Below are 24717 nucleotides of genomic sequence, written 5' to 3'. Positions count from 1 at the left end.
GATGAATCTAAGCGGAGTGCCGGAGCCTAGGATTGAATATGCTCCCAAACATTATATTTGCCGGCGGGCGCAAGGGCCGCTCGTCCTGGACGGACGCCTGGACAAGCCATTCTGGTCCGAAGCGCAGTGGACGGAGGATTTCGTCGATATCGAGGGCGATCTGCGCCCCAAGCCGGCCAAGCAGACCCGGGTCAAAATGCTGTGGGACGACGAATATTTCTACTTCGGCGCAGAGCTGATCGAGGATCAGATCTGGGCCACGCTGACCGAGCGGGATTCGGTCATTTTCTACGACAACGATTTTGAAATCTTTATCGATCCCGACGGGGATACGCATCAATATTACGAGTTTGAAATCAATGCGCTGAATACGGTCTGGGACCTGCTGCTGGTTCAGCCTTACCGCGACGGCGGGCCTCCGGTCAACGGCTGGGATATCGCCGGCCTGAAGACCGCGGTGCATATTGACGGCGAGCTGAACCGCCCGGATGCAGACAACCGCAAATGGAGCGTGGAAGTGGCGATCCCGTGGGCGAGCCTGAAGGAATGTGCGCCCGAGGGGCGCCGCCCGGCTACCGGCGAGTTCTGGCGCGTCAACTTCTCGCGGGTAGAGTGGCGGACGGAGGTGCAGGACAGCGAATACCGCAAGGTGTTGAACCCTGAGACCGGCAAGCCATATCCCGAGGACAACTGGGTATGGTCGCCGATGGGCATCATCAATATGCATTATCCGGAGCTCTGGGGGTACGTCGTATTCTCTGACGGAGAAGTGCCCCAGGATTTTGAGCTGCCGGAGGACGAGCGGATCAAGTGGGAGCTTCGCAAGCTCTATTACCGCGAGCGCAACCACTATGAGGCCCATGGGCGGTTTACGGCCGATTGGGAGCAGCTGAAGGGTGAAGATACCTGGACGATTCAACCGGAGATCGAAGTAACCCGCAGCCTGTTTCAGCTGACGGCGCCGTCCGCGGACGGACGAGCGGTGTACTGCATCCGTGAAGACGGAAAGCTGTGGAAGGAGGAAGCGAAATGACGACGCATACGACCGCATTCTCGCTGGATCAGGAGATACTGCAGCGGATCGAGGAGAAATTTCAGGAGAAGATGGTGCTGGCCGAATCACGGAAACAGGAGCTGTTCGGCGTGTTCGAGGAAGCTTTGACCGCCGAGGAAACATGGGCTTTGAAATATTTGTACGCGTACATGCCGGTCAACGACCTGGCGGATTACGACGGTGCGCTGTTTCTGAGCCACGTGCGCAACACGCTGGCAATCCGCAAGCAGGTGCCTTGGGGAGAGCGGGTGCCGGATCACCTCTTCCTGCACTTCGTCCTTCCATACCGGGTGAATACTGAAAATATCGAGGATTCGCGCGGCATATTGTATAACGAACTGGCTGAGCGGACGGCGGGACTGTCCATGGCGGACGCGATCCTGGAAACGAACTACTGGTGCCACGAAAAGGCGACCTACGTCGGCAGCGATCTGCGGACGATTTCGCCCCTGACGATGATCCGCACGGCCCGTGGCCGCTGCGGGGAAGAGTCGACGCTCGCCGTGGCCGCACTGCGCAGCATCGGCATTCCTGCGCGCCAGGTCTATACCCCGCGCTGGGCGCACTGCGACGACAACCACGCCTGGGTGGAAGCTTGGGCCGACGGGCAGTGGTACTACATCGGCGCCTGCGAGCCGGAAGCCCGCCTGAACCAAGGCTGGTTCACTCCGCCGGCACGACGTGCGATGCTGATCAACACGAGAATCTACGCCGATTATCCGGGGCCTGAGGATATTACGCTGGCCGACGAATGGTTTACGGAGATCAACCTGCTGGAAAATTACGCGCCGACGCAGACCATCCGCGTGACGGTAAAAGATGAAGCCGGCACTCCCGTAGAAGGGGCCGAGGTGCGCTTCGAGCTGTACAACATGGCGGAGCTGTACCCGATCGCCACGCTTCCGACGGACGAGCGGGGCGAAGCCTCCTTCAAGACGGGCTTCGGCGACCTGGTCATCCGCGCCGTTAAGGACGGACGCTGGGGCGAGACCAAGATTTCGGTCCGGGACAGCGAGCGCTTTGAGCTGACTCTGGACTGCTCCGTTCAGCCGGAAGGAACGGCAGACTTTGACATGGTGCCGCCGCCCGAACGGGAAGGGGAAGCTGTGGATGCCGTCACGGAAGAGAAGCAGCAGCGCCACAATGCCCGGATCGAGGAAGGTACGCGCATCCGGACCGCATTCGAGGAAACTTTCCTCGGCGGGGACGATGCTGCCCGATTGGCGAAGGCGGCGGGGCTTCCGGCCGAGCGTGTCGAGGCGGTGCTGGGCAAGGCCCGGGGCAACGGCCGTGAAATCGCAGCTTTCCTGGAAGAGCGTTCCGGCGAATTCGGAGAATGGCCGCTGCGGCTCCTGGAATCGCTGAACGACAAGGACCTGGCCGATACGTTCCGGCCGGCGCTGGACGACCATCTGACCGGAGCGCTGGAGCGCCGCGGCGATTGGGATGAGGACCTCTTCATCCGGTACATTCTGTGCCCGCGCGTGCTGTACGAAATGATCGTGCCGTACCGGAAGTTCTTCCAGGTGGCCTTTACGCCGGAGGAGACGGCCGCGTATCAGGCCGATCCGGTGCAGCTGGGCCGCCGCCTGGAGCAGGGCTTTGAATTATGGCAGGACCTGCCGAACCTGCTCGGCAAAGGCAATCCGGTTGGTACCTACCGGCTGGGCAAGGGCGACCCGGTGTCGCTCGGCATCTTGTTCGTGGCCGCCAGCCGCAGCCTTGGCATCCCGGCCCGCCTGCACCCGAGCGAGCAGAAGCCGCAGTATTGGCAGGACGGCGGATGGAAAGACGCGCCGTTCACCCTGTATGCCTCCGCCGAGGAGACCGGAAGTGCAGGCTGGGGCATGCTGCGCCTGCTGCGGGATGAGGCGGCCGGTCCGGATGCGCCTGCCGCATCCTACAGCGAGAACTTTACGTTCGCCCGGCTTGAAAACGGCGTATACAAAACGCTGGTTTACCCGTTCGGCCAAACCGACGTGTACGACGCGCCATTTGAAGTGGAGCCGGGTGCCTACCGCCTGACAACGGGCATCCGCCTGAAGGACGGAACCGTGCGGGTGCGCCTCAGCTACTTTACGGTGAGCGAAGGGGACACGACGGAGGTTCCGCTGACGTTCCGCGAAGCTGCCGAGGAGGTGCCGGTGCTGGGCACGCTGGATGGCAGCGGGGAAGTTATGCGCTTCGACGGGACGGCCGCCGCATTGGGCAGCTTGATTGGTTCCCAGGGTGCCATCACGGCCTGGATCGAGCCCGAGCGCGAGCCGACCAAGCACCTGCTGCGCGAGCTCGGGGAGCTGGCGGAGTCATTTGACAAGCTTGCGCTGCCGATTGTCCTGATCATTGGAGATCGGGAGTGGACGGCGTCCTTCGATCCGGCCGCTTATCCGAATCTGCCGGCGCAGACGGCGTTTGTTCGGGATTCCAGCTATGCTTCCCTGCCTGACCTGATTTCGTCTTCGGCCGCAAGCGAAGCGGGCTACCCGCATCTGTTCGTGCTGGACGGCCAGAATCAGATCCGGTACACGGCATCCGGCTATAAGATCGGCACGGGGAAAGAGGCGCTGCAGATTTTATCGGCGGTAACAAAGCAGGGGTAAGCCGGCAGAGCAAGCCGATCCAACAGAACGACCTAACATAACAACTCAACCGGGATCGAGATTCTGGTACAACCCAATAAGAAACGGAGTGTCTTAAGTATGTCGAAAAAATATATTGTGGCTGGGTACGCCGTGGATGCCGTGCTGCCGGAGATGACGCCGGAGGACCTGTCACGGCTGACCCATCTGAACGTGGCGTTCGGCCATGTCCGGGATGACGAAATTACGACGGAGCATTTGAAGAACGGCGAGGCCATCCGGTCCATCAAGCGGGAGCATCCCGAGCTGACGCTGCTGCTGTCGGTCGGCGGCTGGAGCGCGGGCGGCTTCTCCGAAGCGGCCGCAACCGAAGAAGGAAGAGCACGGATGGCGGCATCTGCCGTGCGGGTGCTGAATGAGTACCCGTTTGACGGGATCGACCTGGACTGGGAGTATCCGTGCTACGGCGAGGCGGGTATCGCCGCCAGTCCGGATGACAAGCACAACTTTACGCTGCTGCTGGCGGCGATTCGGGAAGCGCTCAACGCCAAAGGAGCCGCAGATGGCCGTCACTATCTGCTGACGATCGCGGCGGGGGCGGACCAATATTACGTGGACGGCACGGAGATGGATCAGGTGCAGAAGTACCTCGATTTCGTGCAGCTGATGACTTATGACATGCGGGGCGGCTTCCAGGTGCTGACGGGCCATCATACGAACCTGTACACCGGAACGGGCGATTTGTTCCGCATCAGCACGGACGCTTCCGTGAACATCTTTGTCCGGGCAGGCGTGCCGCGGGAAAAAATCGTGATCGGAGCGGCGTTCTACTCCCGCATCTGGAACGAGGTGCCGGACCGCAACCGCGGACTGTACCAAATGGCGGGCACGACGGGCGGGTACGGCCCATCTTTCACGGAGCTGGCTGCCGATTACATCGATAAAAACGGCTATACGCGCTACTGGGATGAGGAAGCCCGCGCGCCGTTCCTGTTTAACGGGTCGAGCCTGATCTCCTACGATGACGAGGAATCCATCCGGCATAAATGCGAGTATGTGAAGGAGCAGGGACTGGCCGGCATCATGTTCTGGGAATACGGCTGCGACCGGACGCACCGCCTGCTGGGTGCGATGCACGAAGGGCTGGGTTCCAAGTAAAGGGAATGGCTTAGCTGAAACGAGCCGGCCTAACCGGAACTAACCTAATGAAAGAACCTCAATTTGAACGTAGATGCTACAAAACCACCGGTGTGTCTAACGCATCGAATTTCATGCATCCTTTCCTTGATCCAGGGGAAGGGTGCATTTTTCTTTATCCATTTCCGGTTTCGTACAGGCATGCTTTCCATAGGGCTCGTTTCGTACCCGTTTACTTCATGGCACGGCCGCTTGCATGGCTTGGTCCCGATGTTCAACTCATACTTGATCGAAGCCGCCCCAATTTGCCACAATGGAACAATGGAGGTGGATTGACATGGGAGAAAGAAAAATCATTGACGCTTCGGCCAAGCTGAGCACGGTGGAGTCGATCCGGGCGGATCTCGGCCGTCTTGGCGTCCGGGAGGGTGACACCCTGCTGGTGCATTCCTCGCTATCAAAAATCGGCTGGGTGTGCGGCGATGCGGAAGCCGTCATTTTGGCGCTGCAGCAGGCGCTCGGCAGTGCCGGGACGCTGGTGATGCCGGCCCACAGCGGCCAGAATTCCGATCCGGCAGAATGGGCCAATCCGCCCGTACCATCCGCATGGCTGGAGGAAATTTACGCGCATATGCCGGCGTTTGACCCGGATTACACGGCTACCCGGGCGATGGGGAGAATCGCGGAGCAGTTCCGCTCGCTGCCGGGAACCCTCCGCTCGTACCATCCGCAGGTGTCGTTTGCAGCCAGGGGGCCGCATGCGGCAGAAATTACAGGTGTACACGCGCTGACGCCGCAGTTCGGCCAGGATTCGCCGCTGGGGGCCCTGTACCGGCTGGATGCCAAGGTGCTGCTGCTTGGGGTCGGATACGATTCATGCACGACCTTTCATATGGCGGAGACGCAGATCGAGGATATGCCGCGGAAAAGAATGGGGGCAGCCATTCTGGAGGACAGCGTGAGAACGTGGAAATGGTTCGAAGACTATGCCTACGATTCCGACGACTTTGAGCGGCTCGGGCAGGATTTTGAAGAGCAGGGACATGCTGCTGTCGGTAAGGTAGGCATGGCGGAATGCCGGCTGCTGCCCGTCAGGGCGGCCGTGGATTATGCGGCTTCATGGTTAAAAAAGCACCGCTTCGCATAAGAAGCGGTGCCTTCTGCCTGTTAAGAAACTTCAACGGGCTTTTTTTAGAGATAAGAAAGTATAAGTTTCGGAGCTTCTGCTTCCTGATCTCGCAAGAAAAACTTCCTCTAGACGCGGTCTGTCTTCTTTGAAAGTACGTCGATAGACGTTTTTCTTATCATTCAGGAAATGTTGCAGCTTGATTTCCTAGGGAGATTGGAGCTTCCCCTTATCCAAAAGTGAAGATGGGTTTCACTTCCGGGGAATTCATTTTTGCGGATTTCAGTTGGAGAACGATGGCGCCCCTCAATTAGAAACGTTTGGCAGCTTCCTTAGCCTGTGCAATCGCTTTTTCTTTTATAAAAGGAGCCCGCTCTGATACCGCCGTTCCTTCAACAAAAATAGCCTCAGATTCAATCCCATAGAACTGCAAAATCGTTTTCATATAGCTGTATCCCATTTCTATTGGAGCTAAAGGACCCTCCGAATAAACGGAACCGCTGGCTTGAATGTGCAAGGCTTTCTTGCCGGGCAGCAGACCTATAGGACCCTTTTCCGTATACTTGAACGTTTTGCCCGGAATGGAGGTCGCATCCGTGTATGCTTTCAAAACCGGGGGGACCGTAAAATTCCACATCGGAGACACAAAAACGTACTTATCGGCTGCCATAAATTGATTGAGAATTTCCTCAAGACGGGCCACTTTTGATTTTTCAGCTTCGGATAGCTGATCCAAAGTCGAACCCGACCGAAGCTTTCCCCACCCCCTTAAAACATCAGCATCAATTTGCGGAATATTTTCTTTATACAGATCCAAATGAACAACTTCGTCGGTTGGATTTGCTTCACGGTACGCTCCAATAAATTGTTTGCCCACCGCAAGGCTATAAGATTCCTCCGGATTAAGGGGATGTGCAGTGATGTACAGTACAGTTGCCATGCTTCAAACTTCCCTTCTGTAATGATATTAAGAACACTTACAATGCTGATCATATAACACTAACTCACTTATGGTAAGTAGGCACAATAATGTGGTATAGTAACAAAAAAGGTACCGTAAACGGAGGTGGGTCTATGCAAAAGAACCCTGCCCAATGTCAATTCGTCGTTGCGCTGGATTCGATCGTCGGCAAATGGAAGCCGATTATCCTTTATCATTTGCTTCAAGGCAAGCCTTTGCGGTTCAATGAGCTCAGAAGATTGCTGCCCGATATCACGCAAAGGATGCTTACGCTCCACCTGCGCGAATTGGAGGAAGAGGAGATCGTCAAACGAGTCGTTTATCCGCAGGTCCCGCCTAAAGTGGAATACTCCATCACGGAATACGGAAAGAGCCTGTCGCCGATTTTGGAATCCCTGCATCAATGGGGAGTAGCCCATGTTAAGCGAAAACAGCTCAAAATGAATAATCAAGAACAAACAGAAACGGACTAGCATAATAAGCGCTAGTCCGTTTCATTCTGTTCCGAAACACATCATACAACGAGCGGTGATTGCGAAGCGTGTCTGGGATTGCGGCCTGGCGTCAGCTCGAAGGAAGCCAAATAAGCTAACGCCAAAAAGGCACCGCTTCGCATGAGGAGCAGTGCCTTTTTGGGCTTGTCGTTACAGATCCGCTACCACGCGGAAACCGATGTTGCCTGTAGAGCTGTCCGGCGTGTTGCCGCTGCGTGCAGCGACGCGGTACCGGTTGCAGTAGGATTGATGGCATAAGTACGATCCGCCCTTCATGAGGCGGGCGTTTCCCTGGGCGGGCCCTTCCGGACGGTCCGAAGAGCCGCGCTGTGCCGGGTCGGACGTAAACCAGTCCCCGCACCATTCCCATACGTTGCCCGACATGTTATACAGCCCGTATCCGTTCGGAAGATAGGCGTCAACGGGGGCGGTGCCGAGGTAGCCGTCGCTGGCGTGGTTTTTGGTAGGGAATACGCCCTGCCAAATGTTGCAGAGGTGTTCGCCGCCGGGGCGCAGCACGTCGCCCCAAGGGTAACGCTTGCGCTCCAGGCCGCCGCGGGCTGCGGCTTCCCACTCTACTTCGGTGGGCAGCCGAACGCCGGCCCAGGCGCAGTAAGCGGCAGCGTCATTCCAGGAGACGTGGACTACGGGATGGTCCATCCGGTCACCGATGCCGCTGCCGGGGCCTTCCGGCTCCCGCCAGGTGGCTCCTTCGACGCCGAGCCACCATGGCGTCCGCTCCGGAGAGCCGACGATCTTCACCTGCTGGGGATCCGGGATCAGGAGCTGGAAAACGTACGACCAGCCGAATTTCTCGGCGTCGGTGACGTAGCCGGTCGCCTGGATGAAAGCGGCGAACTCGGTGTTCGTGACGGCATAAGGCGATACGCGGAACGCCGGGATGTGCACCGGCCGTGCAGGCCCCTCGGCGTCCGAGGCGAAGCCTTCCCCGTCATCGGTGCCTAGGATATAGGTACCCTCGGGGATGATCGGCCATTGGGAAGGATCGGGCCGAGCCGAATGTTCCGCCAGACTCGGCTCCTGCTGGGCGGCTGAGCTGTGGAAACGCTCAGCTGCATAGCTGGTATGAGCCGGCGAAGCTTCCTTGGGATCAGCCGATGCTGCCGCCGGTGTGTCCGATTCCGTGCCGGTCTCTGCCCTGACGGAACCTTGAAGCTGCGGAAGGCTGCTTGCGGCCCCTGTTTCCCCTTCGTGAAAATTCTTTGCTTCAGGCGCGTTTAAGTGTCCGGCAGCAGGCGTTCCGCAGGCAGGAGCCTGCAAAGCGGCTTCACGCCCGGCAGAACAGCAGCAGGAGGAGGTTTCGGCCTTTCCGGCATTTCCCGACGTTGGAACGGTGGAGGAGGTCTCTTGGGTCATTTTCGGTCCTTGCTCCTTTCCTGGTAGGAGGATGTTCTTTCTTTCATGTTTTGTGTCCGTTCGGATTTAATCCGTGTCCGCCCGCATGCTGGCAACGGCTCAAGCCCGGCTGGCTTCATAGCTGAGCAGGCATCCGTGTGCCCTCGGGGAGGGCGGCGGCGGCAGCGGGCTCTGAGGGTATCAACAGGCTTTGAGGGCAAAGCGGCCCCCAAAAAAAAGCTATGAGCACGCGACGGGCCCTGAAGGCTTCACGGCCGCACAGTTCAGCAGGTCAGTTGCTCCAGCATCAGGAGCGCCGCCCCGACGGCGATCGCTTCTTCGCCATAGCTGCCTTTGCTGAAAATGACCTGGTATTTCGGGTAATGGTACGTTTTGCGGATGGCGGTCTGGGTCGCCGTATAGAAGAAAAGGTTCGAATCCGTCATCAGCGGTCCGCCGAGAACGACCTTCTCGGGATACAAAATGTTCAGCAGATTGGCCAGGCCGATGCCGAAGTACGTTGCCGCCTGGGTCACGACTTCCGTGACCATCGGATCCATCTGCTTCAGCGCCTGCATTATGTGGCTGAAGCGGGCCGGCTCGCCCGGCTCCAGCATCTGCTGCAGCCGGCTGCTCCGGCCGATCCGCAGCCGGGAATTTACCTCGCGCTCGATCGCATGGACCGACGCGTAGGAATCGAGGCAGCCGTGGTTGCCTTTGGCGGTTCGGTAAGGGATGCCATCTGCCTGGATGATCATCTGCCCGAACGAGCCTTCCATATCGGCTGCCCCATAGATCAGCTTGCTGTCCGACATCATGGACAGCCGCAGGCCCGTGCCGCCATGCACGTACAGCATGTGGCGGAAATCCTTGCCGCGGTTCGCCCATGCTTCGGCGACGATGGCGGCATTGGCGCCGTTGTCGAGCAGCACCGGAACATGCAGCGCCTCCTCGATCAGGCGCACGATTTCGACATGCTGCCAGCCCGGCGCGGCAAACCACTCCGGCTCCTCGATGATGCCGGCCTCGCGGTCGAGCGGGCCGACGGCGCCGATACCCATGCCGATGACTTGATCCAGCGGAATGCCGTGCGCTGCAATCCATTCCCGGGCCCGGCCGACAACCTCGCCGATGAGCCGCTCCGGCGTCATGTCGCCCGTCATGTCCCATTCGGCTGTTTCCAGCGTCTGCCCGGCTAAATCGAGCAAAATGAGGCGGGAGACGACGCGGGAGACGTCCAGGCCAAACGCATAGCCGTACTCGCCCCGTACCTGGTACAGAATCGGACGCCGTCCCCCGGTCGATGCGCCGAGGCCGCTCTCGCTAATGACGCCGATGGAGACAAGCTCGTCGAGGACGCGGGTCAGCGTACTGATCGTCAGCCCGCTTGACGCCAGCAGGTCGCTCTTGGAAATCTCCTGCTTGCGCCGGATATCATAGAACAGTTCCTTGGCTTTCGGTGAGGGAATGCGTTCTTTTACATTCCATCTCTCTTCCTTAAAATCTTGCATATCGTCGTTATCCTCACTATTCTGAACCGTTAAGGCCAGCGGCTGTTGCCCCACAATATGATCCGGCGGCAAACGCCGGAAGGGCTCTGCTGGCAATGGTTTTTCTACAATTATACGTACAGGCTGCTTCATGATTATCATACACACGGCCCCAGCAAGTGGCAACCGGACTGCATCCTCATCTGTGTGGTTTTATCCCTCCCATTATATCGATCTTAATTTCTTTTTGAAATAAAGTAATCAGAGTAATCCGTTTTCATCGTTTTCCCATCGGGGTAATCTGCACGAAAAAACGAATAATTTCATTTACTTTTCATCACGTGAAGGGTTTAATAAGGGGGAACAGGCATTTTCAAGGATTCTCTCAGGGTTATCGATCATATCCGCTGGATTCAAGGAGGAGAGCCGATGAATAGGAACGAAGAGCAAGGCAGGCCTAACGTGCTGCTGATTACCGTGGACCAGATGCGATTCGACTGCCTCAGCATCGCCGGCCACCCCGTCGTGGAAACGCCGAATCTGGACGAGCTTGCCCGGACCGGCGTGAGGTTCAGCCGCGCCTATTCGGCAACCCCGACCTGCGTACCGGCGCGGGCGGCCATCTTTACGGGCCAGTCTCAGCGGACGCACGGACGCGTTGGATATCAGGACCGGGTACCGTGGAATTATCCGGTCACGCTGCCCGGGGAGCTGGCCAAAGCGGGATACCATACGCAGTGCATCGGTAAAATGCATGTGTATCCCGCCCGAAACCTGATGGGCTTTCACAACGTGGTGCTGCATGACGGCTACCTGCATCACAACCGCAATTTTCACGGCATCCCGATGAAGGAGCATTACGATCAGGTGGACGATTACCTGCAGTGGCTCCGGGAAAGGGTGCCCGGCGCCGATCTGATCGACACGGGCCTGGACTGCAACGCATCGACCGTCGCACGTCCGTGGCATCTGGACGAAATGAAGCATCCGACGAACTGGGTCGTGACCCAGTCGATCGACTTTCTGCGCCGCAGAGACCCGGGCAAGCCGTTCTTTCTATGGATGTCCTTCGTCCGTCCGCATCCGCCGTTCGATCCGCCGCAGGCGTATCTGGACCTGTACGAAGATGCGGATATTCCGGATCCGCCGGTCGGAGACTGGGCGCAGGGGGATGACCCCGCCCTGGAAGGTTTGGCGCCGACAACGGGCAAGGGGCTCGTCCCCAAACGGAGGCTGGGCCGGGCGATGGCCGCCTATTATGCGCTGATCACCCATCTGGACCACCAAATCGGCCGGTTCCTGCAGGCTCTGAACGAGTACGGAGAGCTCCATAACACGGTGATCATGTTTACCTCGGATCATGGGGAGCTGCTTGGCGACCATCACTTGTTCCGGAAGGCGCTGCCCTATGAAGGAAGTGCCCACGTGCCGTTGATCGTGAACGACCCTGGCGGCCGGCTCCATCTCAAGCGGGGCACCGTGGCCGATGAGGTCGTGGAGCTGCGTGACATCATGCCGTCGCTGCTTGATGCAGCCGGGGTTCAGATCCCGGAAGGCGTGGAAGGGGACAGCATTTGGAGGCTGGCAGCGGCCAGGAACGAAGCGGATACAGCATCGCCGGTATGGCGGAGCCATCTGCATGGGGAGCATGCCTACGGTCATCAGTCTACCCAATGGGTCACGGACGGGACCGAGAAATTCATCTGGTATCCGCAAACCGGCGAAGAGCAGTTTTTTAACCTGGCGGAAGACCCCATGGAGCTGCACAACGCCATTTCCGACGAAGCCTGCCGCGAACGGATCGATCATTGGCGTTCCATTCTCCTCCGTGAGCTGGAAGGGCGGGAGGAAGGCTTTACGGATGGGGAGCGGCTTATCGCCGGCCGGAAGCAGGCGGCCGTACTGTCCCATATCCGGGTTTGAATGCGGAGCAGCGATTCATTGAACTAACGATATTGCATTATCGAAATATAACGGTAGGATGGCTGCCTGGCTACAGGCATACGAATACAGCTTGAACTGTTTTTTTGCGATACGTTAACCGTAAATTAAGGAGATGATCCGAATGATAAAGCTTGACCGGGTTTGGGAAGACACAAGCGTCCTTCATATTCACCGCGAGGAGCCGAGATCCTATTACATTCCTTATGGCGACGCCGCTTCAGCGCGTTCCGGCAAGCGCTCGAGATCCCCTTTGTTCCAAACCTTGAATGGGGCCTGGAAATTCAGGTACCACGAAAGTGTCCAGGACGTGACGGATCCGTTTTATGAAGACGCTTTCGATGCCTCATCATGGGATGAACTTGTCGTCCCGTCATGCTGGCAGACCGAAGGCTACGACCAGCTCCATTATACGAATGTCAATTATCCGATCCCGGTAGATCCGCCATATGTCCCGGATGCGAATCCGGCGGGGCTCTACGTCAGAGAGTTTACGGTGCGCGAAGACTGGACGGGCAAGCAGGTCTATACCATGTTCGAAGGGGTCAATTCCTGCTTCTACCTGTGGATCAACGGGCAGTTCGCCGGATACAGCCAAGGCAGCCGGATTCCGGCCGAGTTTAACGTTTCCGGACTGATCCGGCCGGGTACGAACCGCATCGCCGTCATGGTCCTGAAATGGTGCGACGGCACTTATTTGGAAGACCAGGACCTATGGCGTTTCTCCGGGATTTTCCGGGATGTATACCTTCTAGCCCGGGATGAGGCCCATGTCCGCGACGTATTTATCAAACAGGACATTTCGCCGGATCACTCCTCAGCGAAGCTGCTGTGTGAGCTGGAGACGACAGGCCCCCTGGATGCGCTGGTGCTGCTGCAGGACGCGGAAGGGACGACCGTCGCCAAAGGGGCGGTGCGGGCAGACGGGCGGAGTGTCATCCCGCTGGACATCGAAAATCCGGTGCTGTGGAACGCGGAACAGCCATATCTGTATGAGCTGTTTGTGCAGGACGGAAGGGAAGTGCTCCGTTTTCCGGTTGGATTCCGCCGGATTGACATCGTTGACAGCGTATTCAGGATCAACGGCCAAGCTGTCAAGCTGAAGGGCGTGAACCGTCACGACTCCCACCCTGATTTGGGACAGACGGTGCCGCTGAACCACATGATCCGGGACTTGAAGCTGATGAAGCGGCATAACGTCAATACGGTCCGGACTTCTCACTATCCGAACGATCCGCGGTTTTTGGAGCTGTGCGACCGGATGGGCTTCTACGTGGTCGACGAGGCCGATCTGGAGTGCCACGGGCTGGCCGTATCCGGCGATTTCCATCAGCTGACCCGCGATCCTGATTGGGAAAAGGCGTTTGTTGACCGGGCCATCCGGCTGGTGGAGCGCGACAAAAACCATCCTTGCGTCATCATCTGGTCCATGGGCAACGAATCGGGATACGGCCGCAATCATATCGCCATGGCCAAATGGACCCGTAAGCGCGACGACAGCAGGCTGGTCCATTATGAAGGCGCCTCCCGGCGTTACCATGGCGACGCCGATACCGAGGCGCTCGACATCGAAAGCGAGATGTATCCGACGCTGGAATACGTCGAGAGCTACGGACAAAATCCGGATCACGCGAAGCCGCTGTTCCTGTGCGAATACAGCCATGCCATGGGCAACGGGCCCGGCGATCTGAAGGAGTATTGGGATTTGTTCTACGCGTACCCGAATTTGATGGGCGGGTGCGTGTGGGAATGGAACGATCATGGTATCCGCACCCAGGCGTCGGACGGGCGCGAATATTTCGGATACGGCGGGGACTTCGGAGACCATCCGAACGACGGCAACTTCTGTATCGACGGCCTCGTGTCGCCGGATCGGGTTCCGCATGCCGGACTGCTGGAGCTCAAGCAGGTCATTGCGCCAGTGCGTATGGAAGCCGAGGATTTGTCTCGCGGCACGCTGATCATTACGAATATTTATGATTTTTCGGACCTTTCGCATCTGACCTTCGACTGGACGCTGGAGCGCTGCGGAGAAATCGTGGAGCAGGGAAGCCTCGGGACGATCCAGGCGGGCCCGCAGGAGAGCGTGACGGTCATCATTCCGTTCCAAAAGGCTTTTCCCGACGGCCGCTGCTTCCTGACGCTCACCGCCTCGCTCTGTGAATCCACGGAATGGGCCGATCGTGGGGAGGAAATCGCGTTCGCCCAGTTTGAGATGGCGGCGGAGGATTCTGCAGTCCAGCCGGAGCAAGGGTGGCTGACGGCTCTTCGCGCACGTCCCGTGCACGTCGCGGAGGACGGGGCGCAGCTGATCGTGACGGGGATGGATTTCCGCCACGTGTTCGACCGGAACCTGGGAACCTTCGTCCGCATCTCGAAGCAGGGGGTGGATATGCTCGCAGCGCCGCTATCCTTTAGCATCTGGCGGGCACCGACGGATAATGACCGCAACGTCCAGCGTCAATGGAAAGATGCGGGATATCACCGGTCAGGCACGAAAGTATACCAAGTCCGGGTCAGCGAGCCGCAAGACGATGCGATCGAGATGACCGTGGATTTTTCGCTCGGCGGCTACATGAAGCATCCTGTCCTTCATGGACAGGCCGTATGGCGGGTGGACGGTTCCGGAGAGATCGCGCTGGCCACGAGTGTCAAGCTTCGGGAGGGGCTGCCGTTTCTGCCCCGCTTCGGGCTGAAGGCCGTCATGCCGGCCGGCACCGAGGAGGTTGAGTATTTCGGTCTGGGTCCGCATGCGAGCTATGTCGACAAGCGCCAAAGCGTACGGGTCGGCAAATACCTTCTTCGCGTCGACGACATGTTCGAGCCGTACATTATGCCGCAGGAGAACGGCTCCCGCTACGGGACGGAGTGGGCGACGGTGACAAGCGAACGGGGCATGGGGCTTGCTTTCCACGGAAATGCGCCGTTTTCGTTTAACGCCTCCCATTACTCACCGGAAGACCTGGAGGAAGCCGCCCACCTGCACCAGCTGGTCAAGCGGAAGGAGACGATCGTTCATCTTGACTACAAAATGAGCGGTGTCGGTTCCAATTCCTGCGGTCCAGAGCTGCTGGAGAAGTACCGGCTCGATGAGCGGGAATTCGAGTTTTCCATCCGGCTTCGTCCCGTTTTCAAAGAAGACGAATAAGAGGCAGAACATAACGAAACCCCCGGCTCCGCATGGAGCCAGGGGTTTTTGCATGGACGGGCGTTAATCGAACAAGTCCCCGAACACGTCAAGCACGCTTTTTTTCTTTTTCTTATGATGCGGGTAAGAGGAATGGCCATGCTTGTCATATTTGTCATAGGACTGCTGCTGAGGTGGATAGGGCTGGCCGGAAGGGTAGCTGTCCCTTGGCCGTTGGTTTCGGTCAGCATCCCCGTAATACCATTCGTTATAGTCTCCGCGGACTTCACGCACGTCGGACATCAGCTTGTCCAGCTCTCCGCGATCCAGCCACACGCCTTTGCATGTCGGGCAAATGTCGATCAGAATCCCGTCTTTCTCCACTTCCTTCATGCGGGAGTCTTCACATATCGGACACTTCATCTCGATTCCTCCTTGTCATGCCATATTTCTAATGTATACGGATAAAGAGCTGGATGGTTTCTTCTAAAATGTTCAACCGGTCTTCCGATCCTCGCTGCAAAGCTTCTGCTTGACAAGAACTCATTATAAAAATATACTTACTTACAAAAAGTAATTAAATAAAAAGTTAGGGGAGTGCCGACATGCATCCTGAAATGAAGCTTGGACCGGTTAAAATCAAGATCAGCCGGATGGACCGTTCCATCGCCTTTTATACAGAAATTATCGGACTGGAAGTGTTGAAAAGAGAGGGGAGTACGGCGGAGCTGGGACCCAAGGAATCCGCAAGCCCGATTCTGATCCTCGAGGAGCTGGAAGACGCCGTCATCGTGCCGGAGCGTTCGCATGCGGGACTGTACCATTTTGCGATCCTGCTGCCGAGCCGGGAACATCTCGGAACGGTCGTCCGCCATTTCATCCAGACCGACACGCCGTTTGGCCAAGGGGACCACGCGGTCAGCGAAGCGATCTATTTGAGCGATCCTGATCAGAACGGGATCGAGGTCTATGCAGACCGTCCAAGAGATACGTGGCGCAAGGAGCCGAACGGGAATTACGTTATGGTCACCGAAGCGGTGGACATTCGCGGCCTGCTGGAGCAGTCGGCCGGGCTGGAATGGCAGGGGCTGCCTGCGGGAACGGTGATCGGGCATGTTCACTTCCATGTCGGAAGCCTGCCCGAAGCGAAGCGTTTCTACTGCGATATACTGGGGTTTGACGTGGTTGGCGATTATGCGCGGATGCACGCACTGTTCATCTCGGCCGGAGGTTACCATCATCATGTCGGCCTGAATATTTGGGCCGGCGCCGGGGCGCCGCCGGTACCGGCCAATGGCACCGGCATCGATTATATGACGATCGTACTGCCGGGGATGCGTGAGGTGGAGGAGCTCGTCCAGCGGGTCCGTCAAGCGGGAATGGCTGCGGAAGAGCAGGAAGAAGGCGCCTTTCTCGTCAGGGATCCCTGGAATATAGGGGTGCGGCTGACTTCGGCCGGTCGCGGCTGAGCACATTTTAAATAACCGCTTTTTAATAAAAAGTCATGGCCTGCCGATCAAACCGTATTTCATAAACCGGGTCATTTCGCTCCGGAACTCGGAAAGGTTCTGCAGCAGTGCGCCCTGATTCATTTGGTCATGCTGGAGAATGGAGCAAATGCCGACCGTCAGACCCAGCTCCAGGGTGAAAATTTCTTGGATCCCGTTCATGCTCCCTTCCTCGATCCGCCGCTTGATCTCCTTGATTTCGGCACTTTGCCGGTACAGGGATTGGTCAAAGTATTGGGAAAGCTCCGGGTAACGCGAGGATTCGGCAAAAAGAATGCTGTACTGCTCATGGTTGCGCTCGATCATCGTGATCCGTTTATTCACGTAACGGTCGATCAGCTCTTCGTTTGTGCTCTGGCTCAAATCTGTGTGCGCCGTAGTTTCTTCATCGGGCTCGGCTGTAACAACGCACGCTTTGAGCAGTTCCATTTTACTGTTGAAATATTTATACATGGCCGCTTCGGAAATGCCGCAGGCTTTGGCGATTTCACTCGTCTTCGTGGCGTCATAGCCGGATGTAGAGAAAAGCGTTCTTGCCTGCTGGATGATCCGCTGCTTGGTCTGTTCGCCTTTGTTCATATCGATCTCCTTCAGTTTCGTGAAAAGGGTGTCCGTGTATTTAAAATTATAATAGAAGTGACAAAGAAGACCAGCATGCAAGCTGGTCTTTTTGTATGCCTTTTTAGATGATTATATCAGGTTAACTTTTTAAAAATCCAGGCTCCGCAAAGCTCGGATTCGGATATTTGTAGAAGCCCTCGCCGGCGGCGCGGCCAATCTTGCCTTTATCGAGGTATTCGGATTTCAGGAGATTCGCGATCTTTTCGAATTCCGGGTCGCCGGTCGCCTTGGCTTTGGCCAGGCCGATATTGTAGGCGGTGTTGATGCCCACCACGTCCAGAATGGCGAACGGCCCCATCGGAGCGCCGGTTGCCACCATCCATGTTTTGTCGATCGTTTCCGGGTCGGCCACTTCTTTGACCAGCAGCAGCTGAGCGGCTTCCAGCAGCGGGACCAGCAGGGAATTCAGGATGTAGCCGGGCTGCTCCTTATGCAGCGGCAGGGCCACCATGCCGATGGCCTTGGCAAATTCGATGACGTCGTTGAACACGGTTGTGTCCGTGCCGGGATGCTTCATGATTTCGCCGGTGTTGTTTTTCCAGATTTCATTGGCAAAATGGAGCGCCAAAAACTTCTCCGGCCGCCCGGTTGCTTCGGCGAACTGGCTAGGCAGCAGGGTGGAAGAATTCGTGGCAAATACGGTCCGTTCCGGGGCGACCTTGCCCAGCTCCTGGTAAAAATCGGTTTTGATCTGCACTACTTCGGGAATCGCTTCGATCACCAGATCGGCCTGTGCAACCGCTTGGGCCAGGTCGCTGTTGAAGGAGAGCCGGCTAAAAGCCGCGGCGAGCTCTTCCTCCGAGGCGCCAAGATCGTGCCGATAATGGGGCATCAGATCGTGGATCCGGCTTTTGGCCCGGTCCAGTGCCTCATCGTTAATGTCGTATACGGTGACTTCAAAGCCCTTGAAGGCGGTCTGAAAAGCAATTTGGCTGCCCAGCACGCCGCTGCCGGCAACCGTAATATGTTTGAAATTCATGATGCATTGCTCCTTTTCTTAGATGTGGTTATGCGGCCGACAAGAGATATCCCAGCAGCAAATGATATTAAAAAGTAAGTACTCACTAACTTATTTTCAAACCGATTATGCTCCTTTTTTCCTACCAAGTCAACAGCACAAATCAGTCAAAATTGTTCTTGCCTTTTTCACATGGCGGGGATACAATGTACCCATACAACTTGTACGTACATGTTCTGATAAATCGTGTATTACTATATATAAGTATGTACAAGTAAAAATATCAGTTTACGCACAGCAAGTGGACGAAACCGAAACATGGGAGGCTATAATCATGAAATTGAAACCGCATTCATTTTGGTTTGTAACCGGCAGCCAGCACTTATACGGACCCGAAACGCTGGAACAGGTAGCCGATCATTCCCGGATCATCGCGGAGCAGCTCGGACAGGATACCGCTGCGATTCCGTATCCGGTCATTTTTAAACCGATCGTGAAGACGTCCGACGAGATTTACCAGCTGATCGTTGAGGCGAACAGCGACGAATCCTGTGCCGGCATTATTACGTGGATGCATACGTTCTCTCCGGCGAAAATGTGGATCCGCGGCCTGACGCAGCTCCAGAAGCCGCTGCTTCACCTGCATACACAGTTTAACCGCGACATCCCTTGGGAAACGATCGACATGGATTTTATGAACCTCAACCAGGCTGCACACGGCGACCGCGAGTACGGTCATATCGGAGCCAGACTGGGCATCGCCCGCAAGGTGGTCGTCGGCCATTGGGAAGACGGAGACGTGCGCCGCAGTATCGGCGGGTGGATGCGTACGGCGGCAGCCTTCGCGGAGAGCCGCAGCCTGAAGGTAGCGCGCTTTGGCGACAATATGCGCGAAGTAGCCGTTACGGAAGGCGATAAGGTTGAAGCGCAAATTCAATTCGGCTGGTCGGTCAACGGCTACGGCGTCGGTGATTTGGTCCAGGTGCTGAACGAAGTGCAGGACAGCGAAGTAGAGACGCTCCTGAAAGAGTATGCAGAACAGTACAGCATTACACAGGCGGGCTTGTCCGCCGGTCCGGTGCGCGACGCCATCGCTTATCAAGCGCGGATCGAAATCGCTATGCGCCGCTTCCTGGAGGAAGGCGGATTCGGGGCCTTCACGACGACGTTCGAAGACCTTCACGGACTCCGGCAGCTTCCGGGTCTTGCCGTGCAGCGGCTGATGGAATCCGGATACGGCTTCGGCGGCGAAGGCGACTGGAAGACGGCTGCACTGACCCGCGTACTTAAGGTTCTTGCAAATAACAAGAGCACCTCGTTCATGGAGGATTACACGTACCATTTCGAGCCGGGCAACCATATGATTCTCGGAGCGCACATGCTCGAGGTATGTCCGACGATCGCGGCCACGAAGCCGACGATTGAAGTGCATCCGCTCGGCATCGGCGGCAAAGAGGATCCGGCACGCATCGTGTTCGACGGCCAGGACGGCCCGGCGGTTAACGCTTCCCTCGTCGACCTCGGACACCGCTTCCGCCTTCTGGTGAACGTCGTGGACGGCGTGAAGGTCGACAAGCCGATGCCGAAGCTTCCGGTTGCACGCGTGCTGTGGAAGCCGCAGCCGTCGCTCCGCGAATCGGCTGAAGCCTGGATCCTGGCCGGCGGCGCGCATCACACGGTGCTGTCTTATGCCATGACGGCCGAGAACCTGACGGACTTCGCCGAAATGGCCGGCATCGAAGCCGTGGTCATCGATAAAGATACGTCCGTGCAGCGCCTGAAGAACGAGCTCCGCTGGAGCGAGGCGGCTTACCGCTTGAGATAACCGGACCGATGTCTGTGTTCACCCGGCCTTGTGTTACAATACTCAAAGAGAACGAAGCCTTCCGGGATGAATCGGCAGATCCAGCCCGCAAGGCCGAAATACAGAGCATGCCGCTGAGGTGAATGATGAATAACAGACGGATTCCCAAATATATTCTACTGAAGAACGAGCTGCTGTCCTGGTTTGAATCGGGCAAGCTGAAGCCCGGGCAGCAGGTTCCTTCTGAAAATGAAATTGCCGAACAGTTCGGCCTGAGCCGCCAGACGGTGCGCCAGACGTACAGCGAGCTGGAGAAGGAAGGCTGGCTTGAACGGATCCAGGGCAAAGGCACCTTCGCCCGGTTTCCGGGGCGCCGCGAGAGCGAGCTGGTCAAGACGATCGGCATTATGACGACGTATATATCGGATTACATCTTCCCGCATATCGTACGGGGTGCGGAAGCCGAGCTGCGGAGCAGAGGCTACCGGCTGCTGCTGTCCAGCACCGACAATAACAAGGACAAGGAAATGGAGAGCCTGAAGCTGATGACCAGCCAGCCGCTCAGCGGACTGATCATCGAACCGACGAAGAGCGCGGAGGGCAACCCGAACCTTGGCTATTATTTGGAGCTGCAGGAGAAGGGCATTCCTTACCTGATGATCAACGAGAAGTACCGGGAGCTCGAATGCCCGCTGCTTCGGATCGACGATGAGCTGGGCGGCTACAAGGCAGCCGACCATCTTCTGGCGAACGGGCATACCCGGATCGCCGGATTCTTCAAGCGGGACGACCTGCAGGGCGTCAACCGGTTGAAGGGCTTTCTGGCCGCCCACAAAGCGCGCGGCGTCGCCGTAGCTCCCAAGCGGGTCGTCACGTATACGACCGAGCAGAAGAACGACCTGCCGTTCCGGCAGGCGCTGCAGCTGCTGAGCGGAGCGGCGGAGGAACGACCGACGGCATTCGTCTGTTACAACGATGAGCTGGCGGTCAGCCTGATGGAGGCCGCGCTGCAGCTCGGACTCCGAGTGCCGGAGGACGTGTCGTTCGTCGGCTTCGACGACTCGATGCTCGCCTCGGCTTCCGGAACGAAGCTGACGACGCTGACCCATCCCAAGACGGCCATGGGCCGGGATGCGGCCAGCCAGCTGATCGCGATGATCGAAGAGGGATTGGCTCCCGGAGATACCCTGTACGAACCCGAGCTGGTGGAGCGGGACTCGGTTGTAAACCTGAACGTTAACGTGTAAAAAGGCAGATGAAAGTCCGGTTATGCGGACTTTCATCATACAACTTGTACGTACAACTATATTGGGAGAGGAAGTGTCTGCAATGCTGGAAGCACTGAAACAGCAGGTGCTGGAAGCGAATTTGGACCTGCCCAAACACGGGCTCGTCACGTTTACCTGGGGAAATGTCAGCGGCATCGACCGCGAGAGCGGGTTGTTCGTCATTAAGCCGAGCGGAGTGCCTTACGAAGAATTGAAGGCGGAGGACATGGTTGTCGTTGACCTGGAAGGCCGGGTGGTTGAAGGGAGTTTGCGCCCGTCGTCCGATACGCCAACGCATATGGTGCTGTACCGTTCCTTCCCGGAAATCGGCGGCGTGGTGCATACCCACTCCCCGTGGGGCACAAGCTGGGCCCAGGCCGGGCGGGCGCTGCCTGCTTGCGGGACGACGCATGCCGACTATTTCTACGGTGAGATTCCGGTCACCAGACCGATGACGAAGGTGGAGATTGAAGGCGCTTACGAGCTGGAGACCGGCAACGTCATCGTGGAACGTTTCCACGAGCTGGGATTGGACCCGCTGGAGGTGCCGGGGATTCTCGTGCATGCGCATGCCCCGTTCGTCTGGGGCAAGGATGCGCATAATGCGGTGCACAATGCGGTGGTGCTCGAGGAAGTGGCCAAGATTACGGCCCGGATGCTTCAGCTGAACCCGGAGACGCCGCCGATGGACCAGAGCCTGCTGGACCGCCACTTTTTGCGGAAGCATGGAGTTAACGCCTATTACGGGCAGAAGTGATATAGCAGCACTTATAAATTTGAAATGCGGAGGAATCCAAAATGGGGAAAAAGTATACCATCGGAGTGGATTATGGGACCCAGTCCGGACGTGCTGTACTGGTGGATTTGTCGAACGGCCATGAAATCGCCGACCATGTAACGCCGTATCCGCACCATGTCATTGACGAGCGTCTCCCTGGATCGGGCATCAAGCTGGAATATGATTGGGCGCTGCAGCATCCGGACGATTACCTGGAGGTGCTGAGAACTTCCGTACCGGCCGTCGTTCGTGAATCGGGCGTCAATCCCGAGGACATCATCGGCATCGGCATCGATTTTACGGCCTGTACGATGCTGCCGGTCGACGAAGCCGGCGAGCCTCTGTGCTTCCAGGCCGAGCTGGCGGACCAGCCGCACAGCTGGGTGAAGCTGTGGAAGCATCATGCGGCGCAGCCGGAAGCCGACAAAATCAACCGGATCGCCGAGGAGCGCGGCGAAGCGTTCCTGGCCCGGTACGGCGGCAAAATTTCGTCCGAGTGGATGATCGCCAAAATTTGGCAAATCCTGGACGAGGCGCCGGACATCTATGAGAAGACGAACATGTTTCTGGAAGCGACGGACTGGGTCATCTCGCAGATGACAGGCAATATCGTCCGCAACAGCTGTACGGCGGGCTATAAGGCTATTTGGCATAAGCGTGACGGCTATCCATCCAAGGAATACTTCAAAGCGCTCGATCCGCGCCTGGAGCATCTGACCGATACGAAGCTGCGCGGCGAGGTCATTCCGCTTGGAAGCAATGCGGGAGGACTGCAGCCGTCCATGGCGGAGATGATGGGCCTTAAGCCGGGCATTGCGGTGGCGGCCGGCAACGTGGACGCTCATGCGGCCGTGCCGGCGGTCGGCGTCGTGACGCCGGGCAAGCTCGTCATGGCGATGGGCACGTCGATCTGCCATATGGTGCTCGGCACGGAGGAAAAAGAAGTCGAAGGCATGTGCGGCGTCGTGGAGGACGGCATCATTCCGGGGCTCTTCGGATACGAAGCCGGTCAGTCGGCGGTCGGGGATATTTTTGAATGGTACGTGGAAGAATCCTTGCCTGCCTATGTGAAAGAAGCCGCGGCGAAGGAAGGGCTGAGTGTTCACCAATGGCTGGAAAGGGAAGCTTCTGCCTACAAACCGGGCCAATCGGGCCTGCTCGCGCTCGACTGGTGGAACGGCAACCGCTCCGTTCTGGTCGATACCGACCTGACGGGGATGATCCTTGGCATGACGCTGCTGACAAAGCCGCAGGAAGTATACCGTGCCCTGCTTGAAGCGACCGCGTTCGGCACCCGGAAAATCGTCGACGCGTTTCAGGAGAGCGGTGTCGATGTGGATGCGCTCTACGCTTGCGGCGGCCTGCCGCAGAAAAATCGCTTGCTGATGCAGATTTACGCCGACGTGACGAAACGCGAAATTTTCGTGGCGGATTCCAAGCAGACGCCGGCGCTCGGGGCGGCGATTTTCGCCGCGGTCGCTGCAGGCAAGGAAGCCGGCGGCTACGACGATGTCGTGACTGCAGCGCAGCAAATGGCGCGCGTTAAGGAGGAGACGTTCAAGCCGATTCCGGAGAACGTTGAAGTATACGAGAAGCTGTATCAGGAATATAATCTGCTGCACGATTACTTTGGCCGCGGCGAGAATGATGTGATGAAGCGGCTGAAGAAGATCAAGCTGTCCACGGAAGCGGAGCTGAAGCCCGTCCGGTAATAATTTAGCGGAAGTTTTGCTTGCGAAATCCGGAAATAGGCTCCGAAACATAAACTTATACTTTCTTTCTGATCTCATAAGAAAAACGTCTACCGACGTATCTTCGCAGAAGACAAACCGCATTTAGCGGAAGTCTTTCTTGCGAGATCCAGAAGCGGAGGCTCCGAAACTTATACTTTATGATCTCTAAACAAAGGACCGTCCTGTATTCAGGAACGGTCCTTGTTTAGACGTATGGCCTATTAGGTAACTGCAGCCGTCTTTTAGGAAGAACGGATTTCCAGCACCTCGTATTTGATCAGCCCCATCGGTGCATCGACGGTCACGACGTCCCCGACCGTTTTACCGATCAGCTCTTTGCCCAGCGGGCTTTCATACGAGATTTTGTTCTGGTAGACGTCGGCTTCCGCTGGACCAACCACGCGGTACTCGAGATCTTCCTTGAACTCGATATCGTGCAGCTTCACGAACGAGCCGACACTGACAGCAGATGAGTCTGCCTTATCGGCAATGCGGGCTTTGGTCAGCATTTTCTCCAACTGCAAAATGCGGGTCTCCATAAAAGCTTGGTCATCTTTGGCGGAGTGATATTCGCTGTTCTCCTTCAAGTCGCCGTAGCTGATCGCCAGCTTGATGCGTGCGGCCAGCTCTTTGCGCTTGACGGTCTTCAATTCCTCAAGCTCAGCCTCCAGTTGGGCAAGGCCTTCGGGGGTCAAAATAATTTCGTCATTGGACATAGTTCACAACTCCTCTTCATTACATTTTACACGATATCCATATTTCATGCGAAACATTCGGCGTTA

At 57.3% G+C, this 24717-nt stretch carries 19 protein-coding genes; 12 read left to right on the top strand and 7 right to left on the bottom strand.

Annotation, left to right across the window (positions count from 1 at the left end; translation table 11 throughout):
- Position 1 precedes the first annotated feature (1 nt).
- The 4 genes from ABIE48_RS24860 to ABIE48_RS24845 all read left to right on the top strand — a co-directional run bounded on the left by ABIE48_RS24860 (position 2) and on the right by ABIE48_RS24845 (position 5917).
- A complete protein-coding gene (locus tag ABIE48_RS24860) occupies positions 2-1033 on the top strand; it encodes a carbohydrate-binding family 9-like protein (RefSeq protein WP_145029611.1) in 1032 nt (343 codons plus the stop codon).
- Positions 1030-3654 (top strand): transglutaminase domain-containing protein, encoded by a 2625-nt coding sequence (locus ABIE48_RS24855; RefSeq protein ID WP_192717428.1) that lies wholly within the window; start codon positions 1030-1032, stop codon positions 3652-3654. Before ABIE48_RS24860 ends, ABIE48_RS24855 begins: the two co-directional genes overlap by 4 nt.
- Positions 3655-3753: 99 nt before the next feature.
- Positions 3754-4791 carry a glycoside hydrolase family 18 protein gene (locus ABIE48_RS24850; protein ID WP_192717427.1) on the top strand — a complete coding sequence of 346 codons (1038 nt, stop codon included), beginning with the start codon at positions 3754-3756 and terminating at the stop codon, positions 4789-4791.
- 316 nt (positions 4792-5107) lie between these two features.
- Positions 5108-5917 (top strand): AAC(3) family N-acetyltransferase, encoded by an 810-nt coding sequence (locus ABIE48_RS24845; RefSeq protein ID WP_192717426.1) that lies wholly within the window; start codon positions 5108-5110, stop codon positions 5915-5917.
- Positions 5918-6206: 289 nt separating this feature from the next.
- On the opposite strand, the gene ABIE48_RS24840 is transcribed toward ABIE48_RS24845, so the two are convergent.
- Positions 6207-6836 carry an FMN-dependent NADH-azoreductase gene (locus ABIE48_RS24840; RefSeq protein ID WP_192717425.1) on the bottom strand — a complete coding sequence of 210 codons (630 nt, stop codon included), beginning with the start codon at positions 6834-6836 and terminating at the stop codon, positions 6207-6209.
- A 134-nt stretch (positions 6837-6970) separates the two neighbouring features.
- Here ABIE48_RS24840 and ABIE48_RS24835 point away from each other — a divergent pair, with 134 nt between their 5' ends.
- The gene (locus tag ABIE48_RS24835; RefSeq protein WP_076173545.1) at positions 6971-7330 is read left to right on the top strand and encodes a winged helix-turn-helix transcriptional regulator; all 360 of its coding nucleotides are present in this window, start codon (positions 6971-6973) and stop codon (positions 7328-7330) included.
- A 171-nt stretch (positions 7331-7501) separates the two neighbouring features.
- Here the strand turns inward: ABIE48_RS24835 and ABIE48_RS24830 are convergent, their stop codons facing one another.
- Positions 7502-8728, bottom strand: coding sequence for a formylglycine-generating enzyme family protein (locus ABIE48_RS24830; protein ID WP_192717424.1), 1227 nt, complete (start codon positions 8726-8728; stop codon positions 7502-7504).
- Positions 8729-8991: 263 nt separating this feature from the next.
- Positions 8992-10218 carry an ROK family protein gene (locus tag ABIE48_RS24825; protein ID WP_192717423.1) on the bottom strand — a complete coding sequence of 409 codons (1227 nt, stop codon included), beginning with the start codon at positions 10216-10218 and terminating at the stop codon, positions 8992-8994.
- A 408-nt stretch (positions 10219-10626) separates the two neighbouring features.
- Here ABIE48_RS24825 and ABIE48_RS24820 point away from each other — a divergent pair, with 408 nt between their 5' ends.
- The gene (locus ABIE48_RS24820; RefSeq protein WP_192717422.1) at positions 10627-12120 is read left to right on the top strand and encodes an arylsulfatase; all 1494 of its coding nucleotides are present in this window, start codon (positions 10627-10629) and stop codon (positions 12118-12120) included.
- Positions 12121-12262: 142 nt separating this feature from the next.
- The gene (locus tag ABIE48_RS24815; RefSeq protein ID WP_192717421.1) at positions 12263-15286 is read left to right on the top strand and encodes a glycoside hydrolase family 2 TIM barrel-domain containing protein; all 3024 of its coding nucleotides are present in this window, start codon (positions 12263-12265) and stop codon (positions 15284-15286) included.
- 63 nt (positions 15287-15349) lie between these two features.
- Here the strand turns inward: ABIE48_RS24815 and ABIE48_RS24810 are convergent, their stop codons facing one another.
- Positions 15350-15688 carry a TFIIB-type zinc ribbon-containing protein gene (locus ABIE48_RS24810; RefSeq protein WP_076173548.1) on the bottom strand — a complete coding sequence of 113 codons (339 nt, stop codon included), beginning with the start codon at positions 15686-15688 and terminating at the stop codon, positions 15350-15352.
- A 182-nt stretch (positions 15689-15870) separates the two neighbouring features.
- Between ABIE48_RS24810 and ABIE48_RS24805 the strand changes: the two genes are divergently transcribed.
- A complete protein-coding gene (locus ABIE48_RS24805; protein WP_145029590.1) occupies positions 15871-16734 on the top strand; it encodes a VOC family protein in 864 nt (287 codons plus the stop codon).
- A 33-nt stretch (positions 16735-16767) separates the two neighbouring features.
- On the opposite strand, the gene ABIE48_RS24800 is transcribed toward ABIE48_RS24805, so the two are convergent.
- Both ABIE48_RS24800 and ABIE48_RS24795 read right to left on the bottom strand, forming a co-directional pair.
- Positions 16768-17352 carry a TetR/AcrR family transcriptional regulator gene (locus ABIE48_RS24800; RefSeq protein WP_145029588.1) on the bottom strand — a complete coding sequence of 195 codons (585 nt, stop codon included), beginning with the start codon at positions 17350-17352 and terminating at the stop codon, positions 16768-16770.
- A gap of 121 nt (positions 17353-17473) precedes the next feature.
- Entirely contained in the window at positions 17474-18373 is a 900-nt protein-coding gene (locus tag ABIE48_RS24795) for a 3-hydroxyacyl-CoA dehydrogenase (RefSeq protein ID WP_076173551.1), read from the bottom strand.
- Positions 18374-18686: 313 nt separating this feature from the next.
- Between ABIE48_RS24795 and araA the strand changes: the two genes are divergently transcribed.
- The 4 genes from araA to ABIE48_RS24775 all read left to right on the top strand — a co-directional run bounded on the left by araA (position 18687) and on the right by ABIE48_RS24775 (position 23914).
- Positions 18687-20177, top strand: a complete 1491-nt coding sequence (araA, locus tag ABIE48_RS24790) for an L-arabinose isomerase (protein ID WP_145029586.1) — start codon at positions 18687-18689, stop codon at positions 20175-20177.
- A 125-nt stretch (positions 20178-20302) separates the two neighbouring features.
- A complete protein-coding gene (locus ABIE48_RS24785) occupies positions 20303-21403 on the top strand; it encodes a GntR family transcriptional regulator (protein WP_192717420.1) in 1101 nt (366 codons plus the stop codon).
- A gap of 82 nt (positions 21404-21485) precedes the next feature.
- Entirely contained in the window at positions 21486-22181 is a 696-nt protein-coding gene (gene araD, locus ABIE48_RS24780; RefSeq protein ID WP_145029582.1) for an L-ribulose-5-phosphate 4-epimerase, read from the top strand.
- Positions 22182-22222: 41 nt separating this feature from the next.
- Positions 22223-23914: a ribulokinase gene (locus ABIE48_RS24775; RefSeq protein WP_145029580.1), complete on the top strand. Its 1692-nt coding sequence runs from the start codon at positions 22223-22225 to the stop codon at positions 23912-23914.
- A gap of 263 nt (positions 23915-24177) precedes the next feature.
- Here ABIE48_RS24775 and greA read toward each other — a convergent pair whose 3' ends face one another.
- Positions 24178-24651, bottom strand: coding sequence for a transcription elongation factor GreA (gene greA / locus ABIE48_RS24770; protein ID WP_076173555.1), 474 nt, complete (start codon positions 24649-24651; stop codon positions 24178-24180).
- Between the last annotated feature and the right edge of the window lie 66 nt (positions 24652-24717).

The organism is Paenibacillus sp. OAE614 (genome assembly GCF_040546645.1).
GTDB classification, from domain to species: domain Bacteria; phylum Bacillota; class Bacilli; order Paenibacillales; family Paenibacillaceae; genus Paenibacillus_AQ; species Paenibacillus_AQ favisporus.
This window is presented reverse-complemented; position numbering and strand designations above follow the sequence as displayed.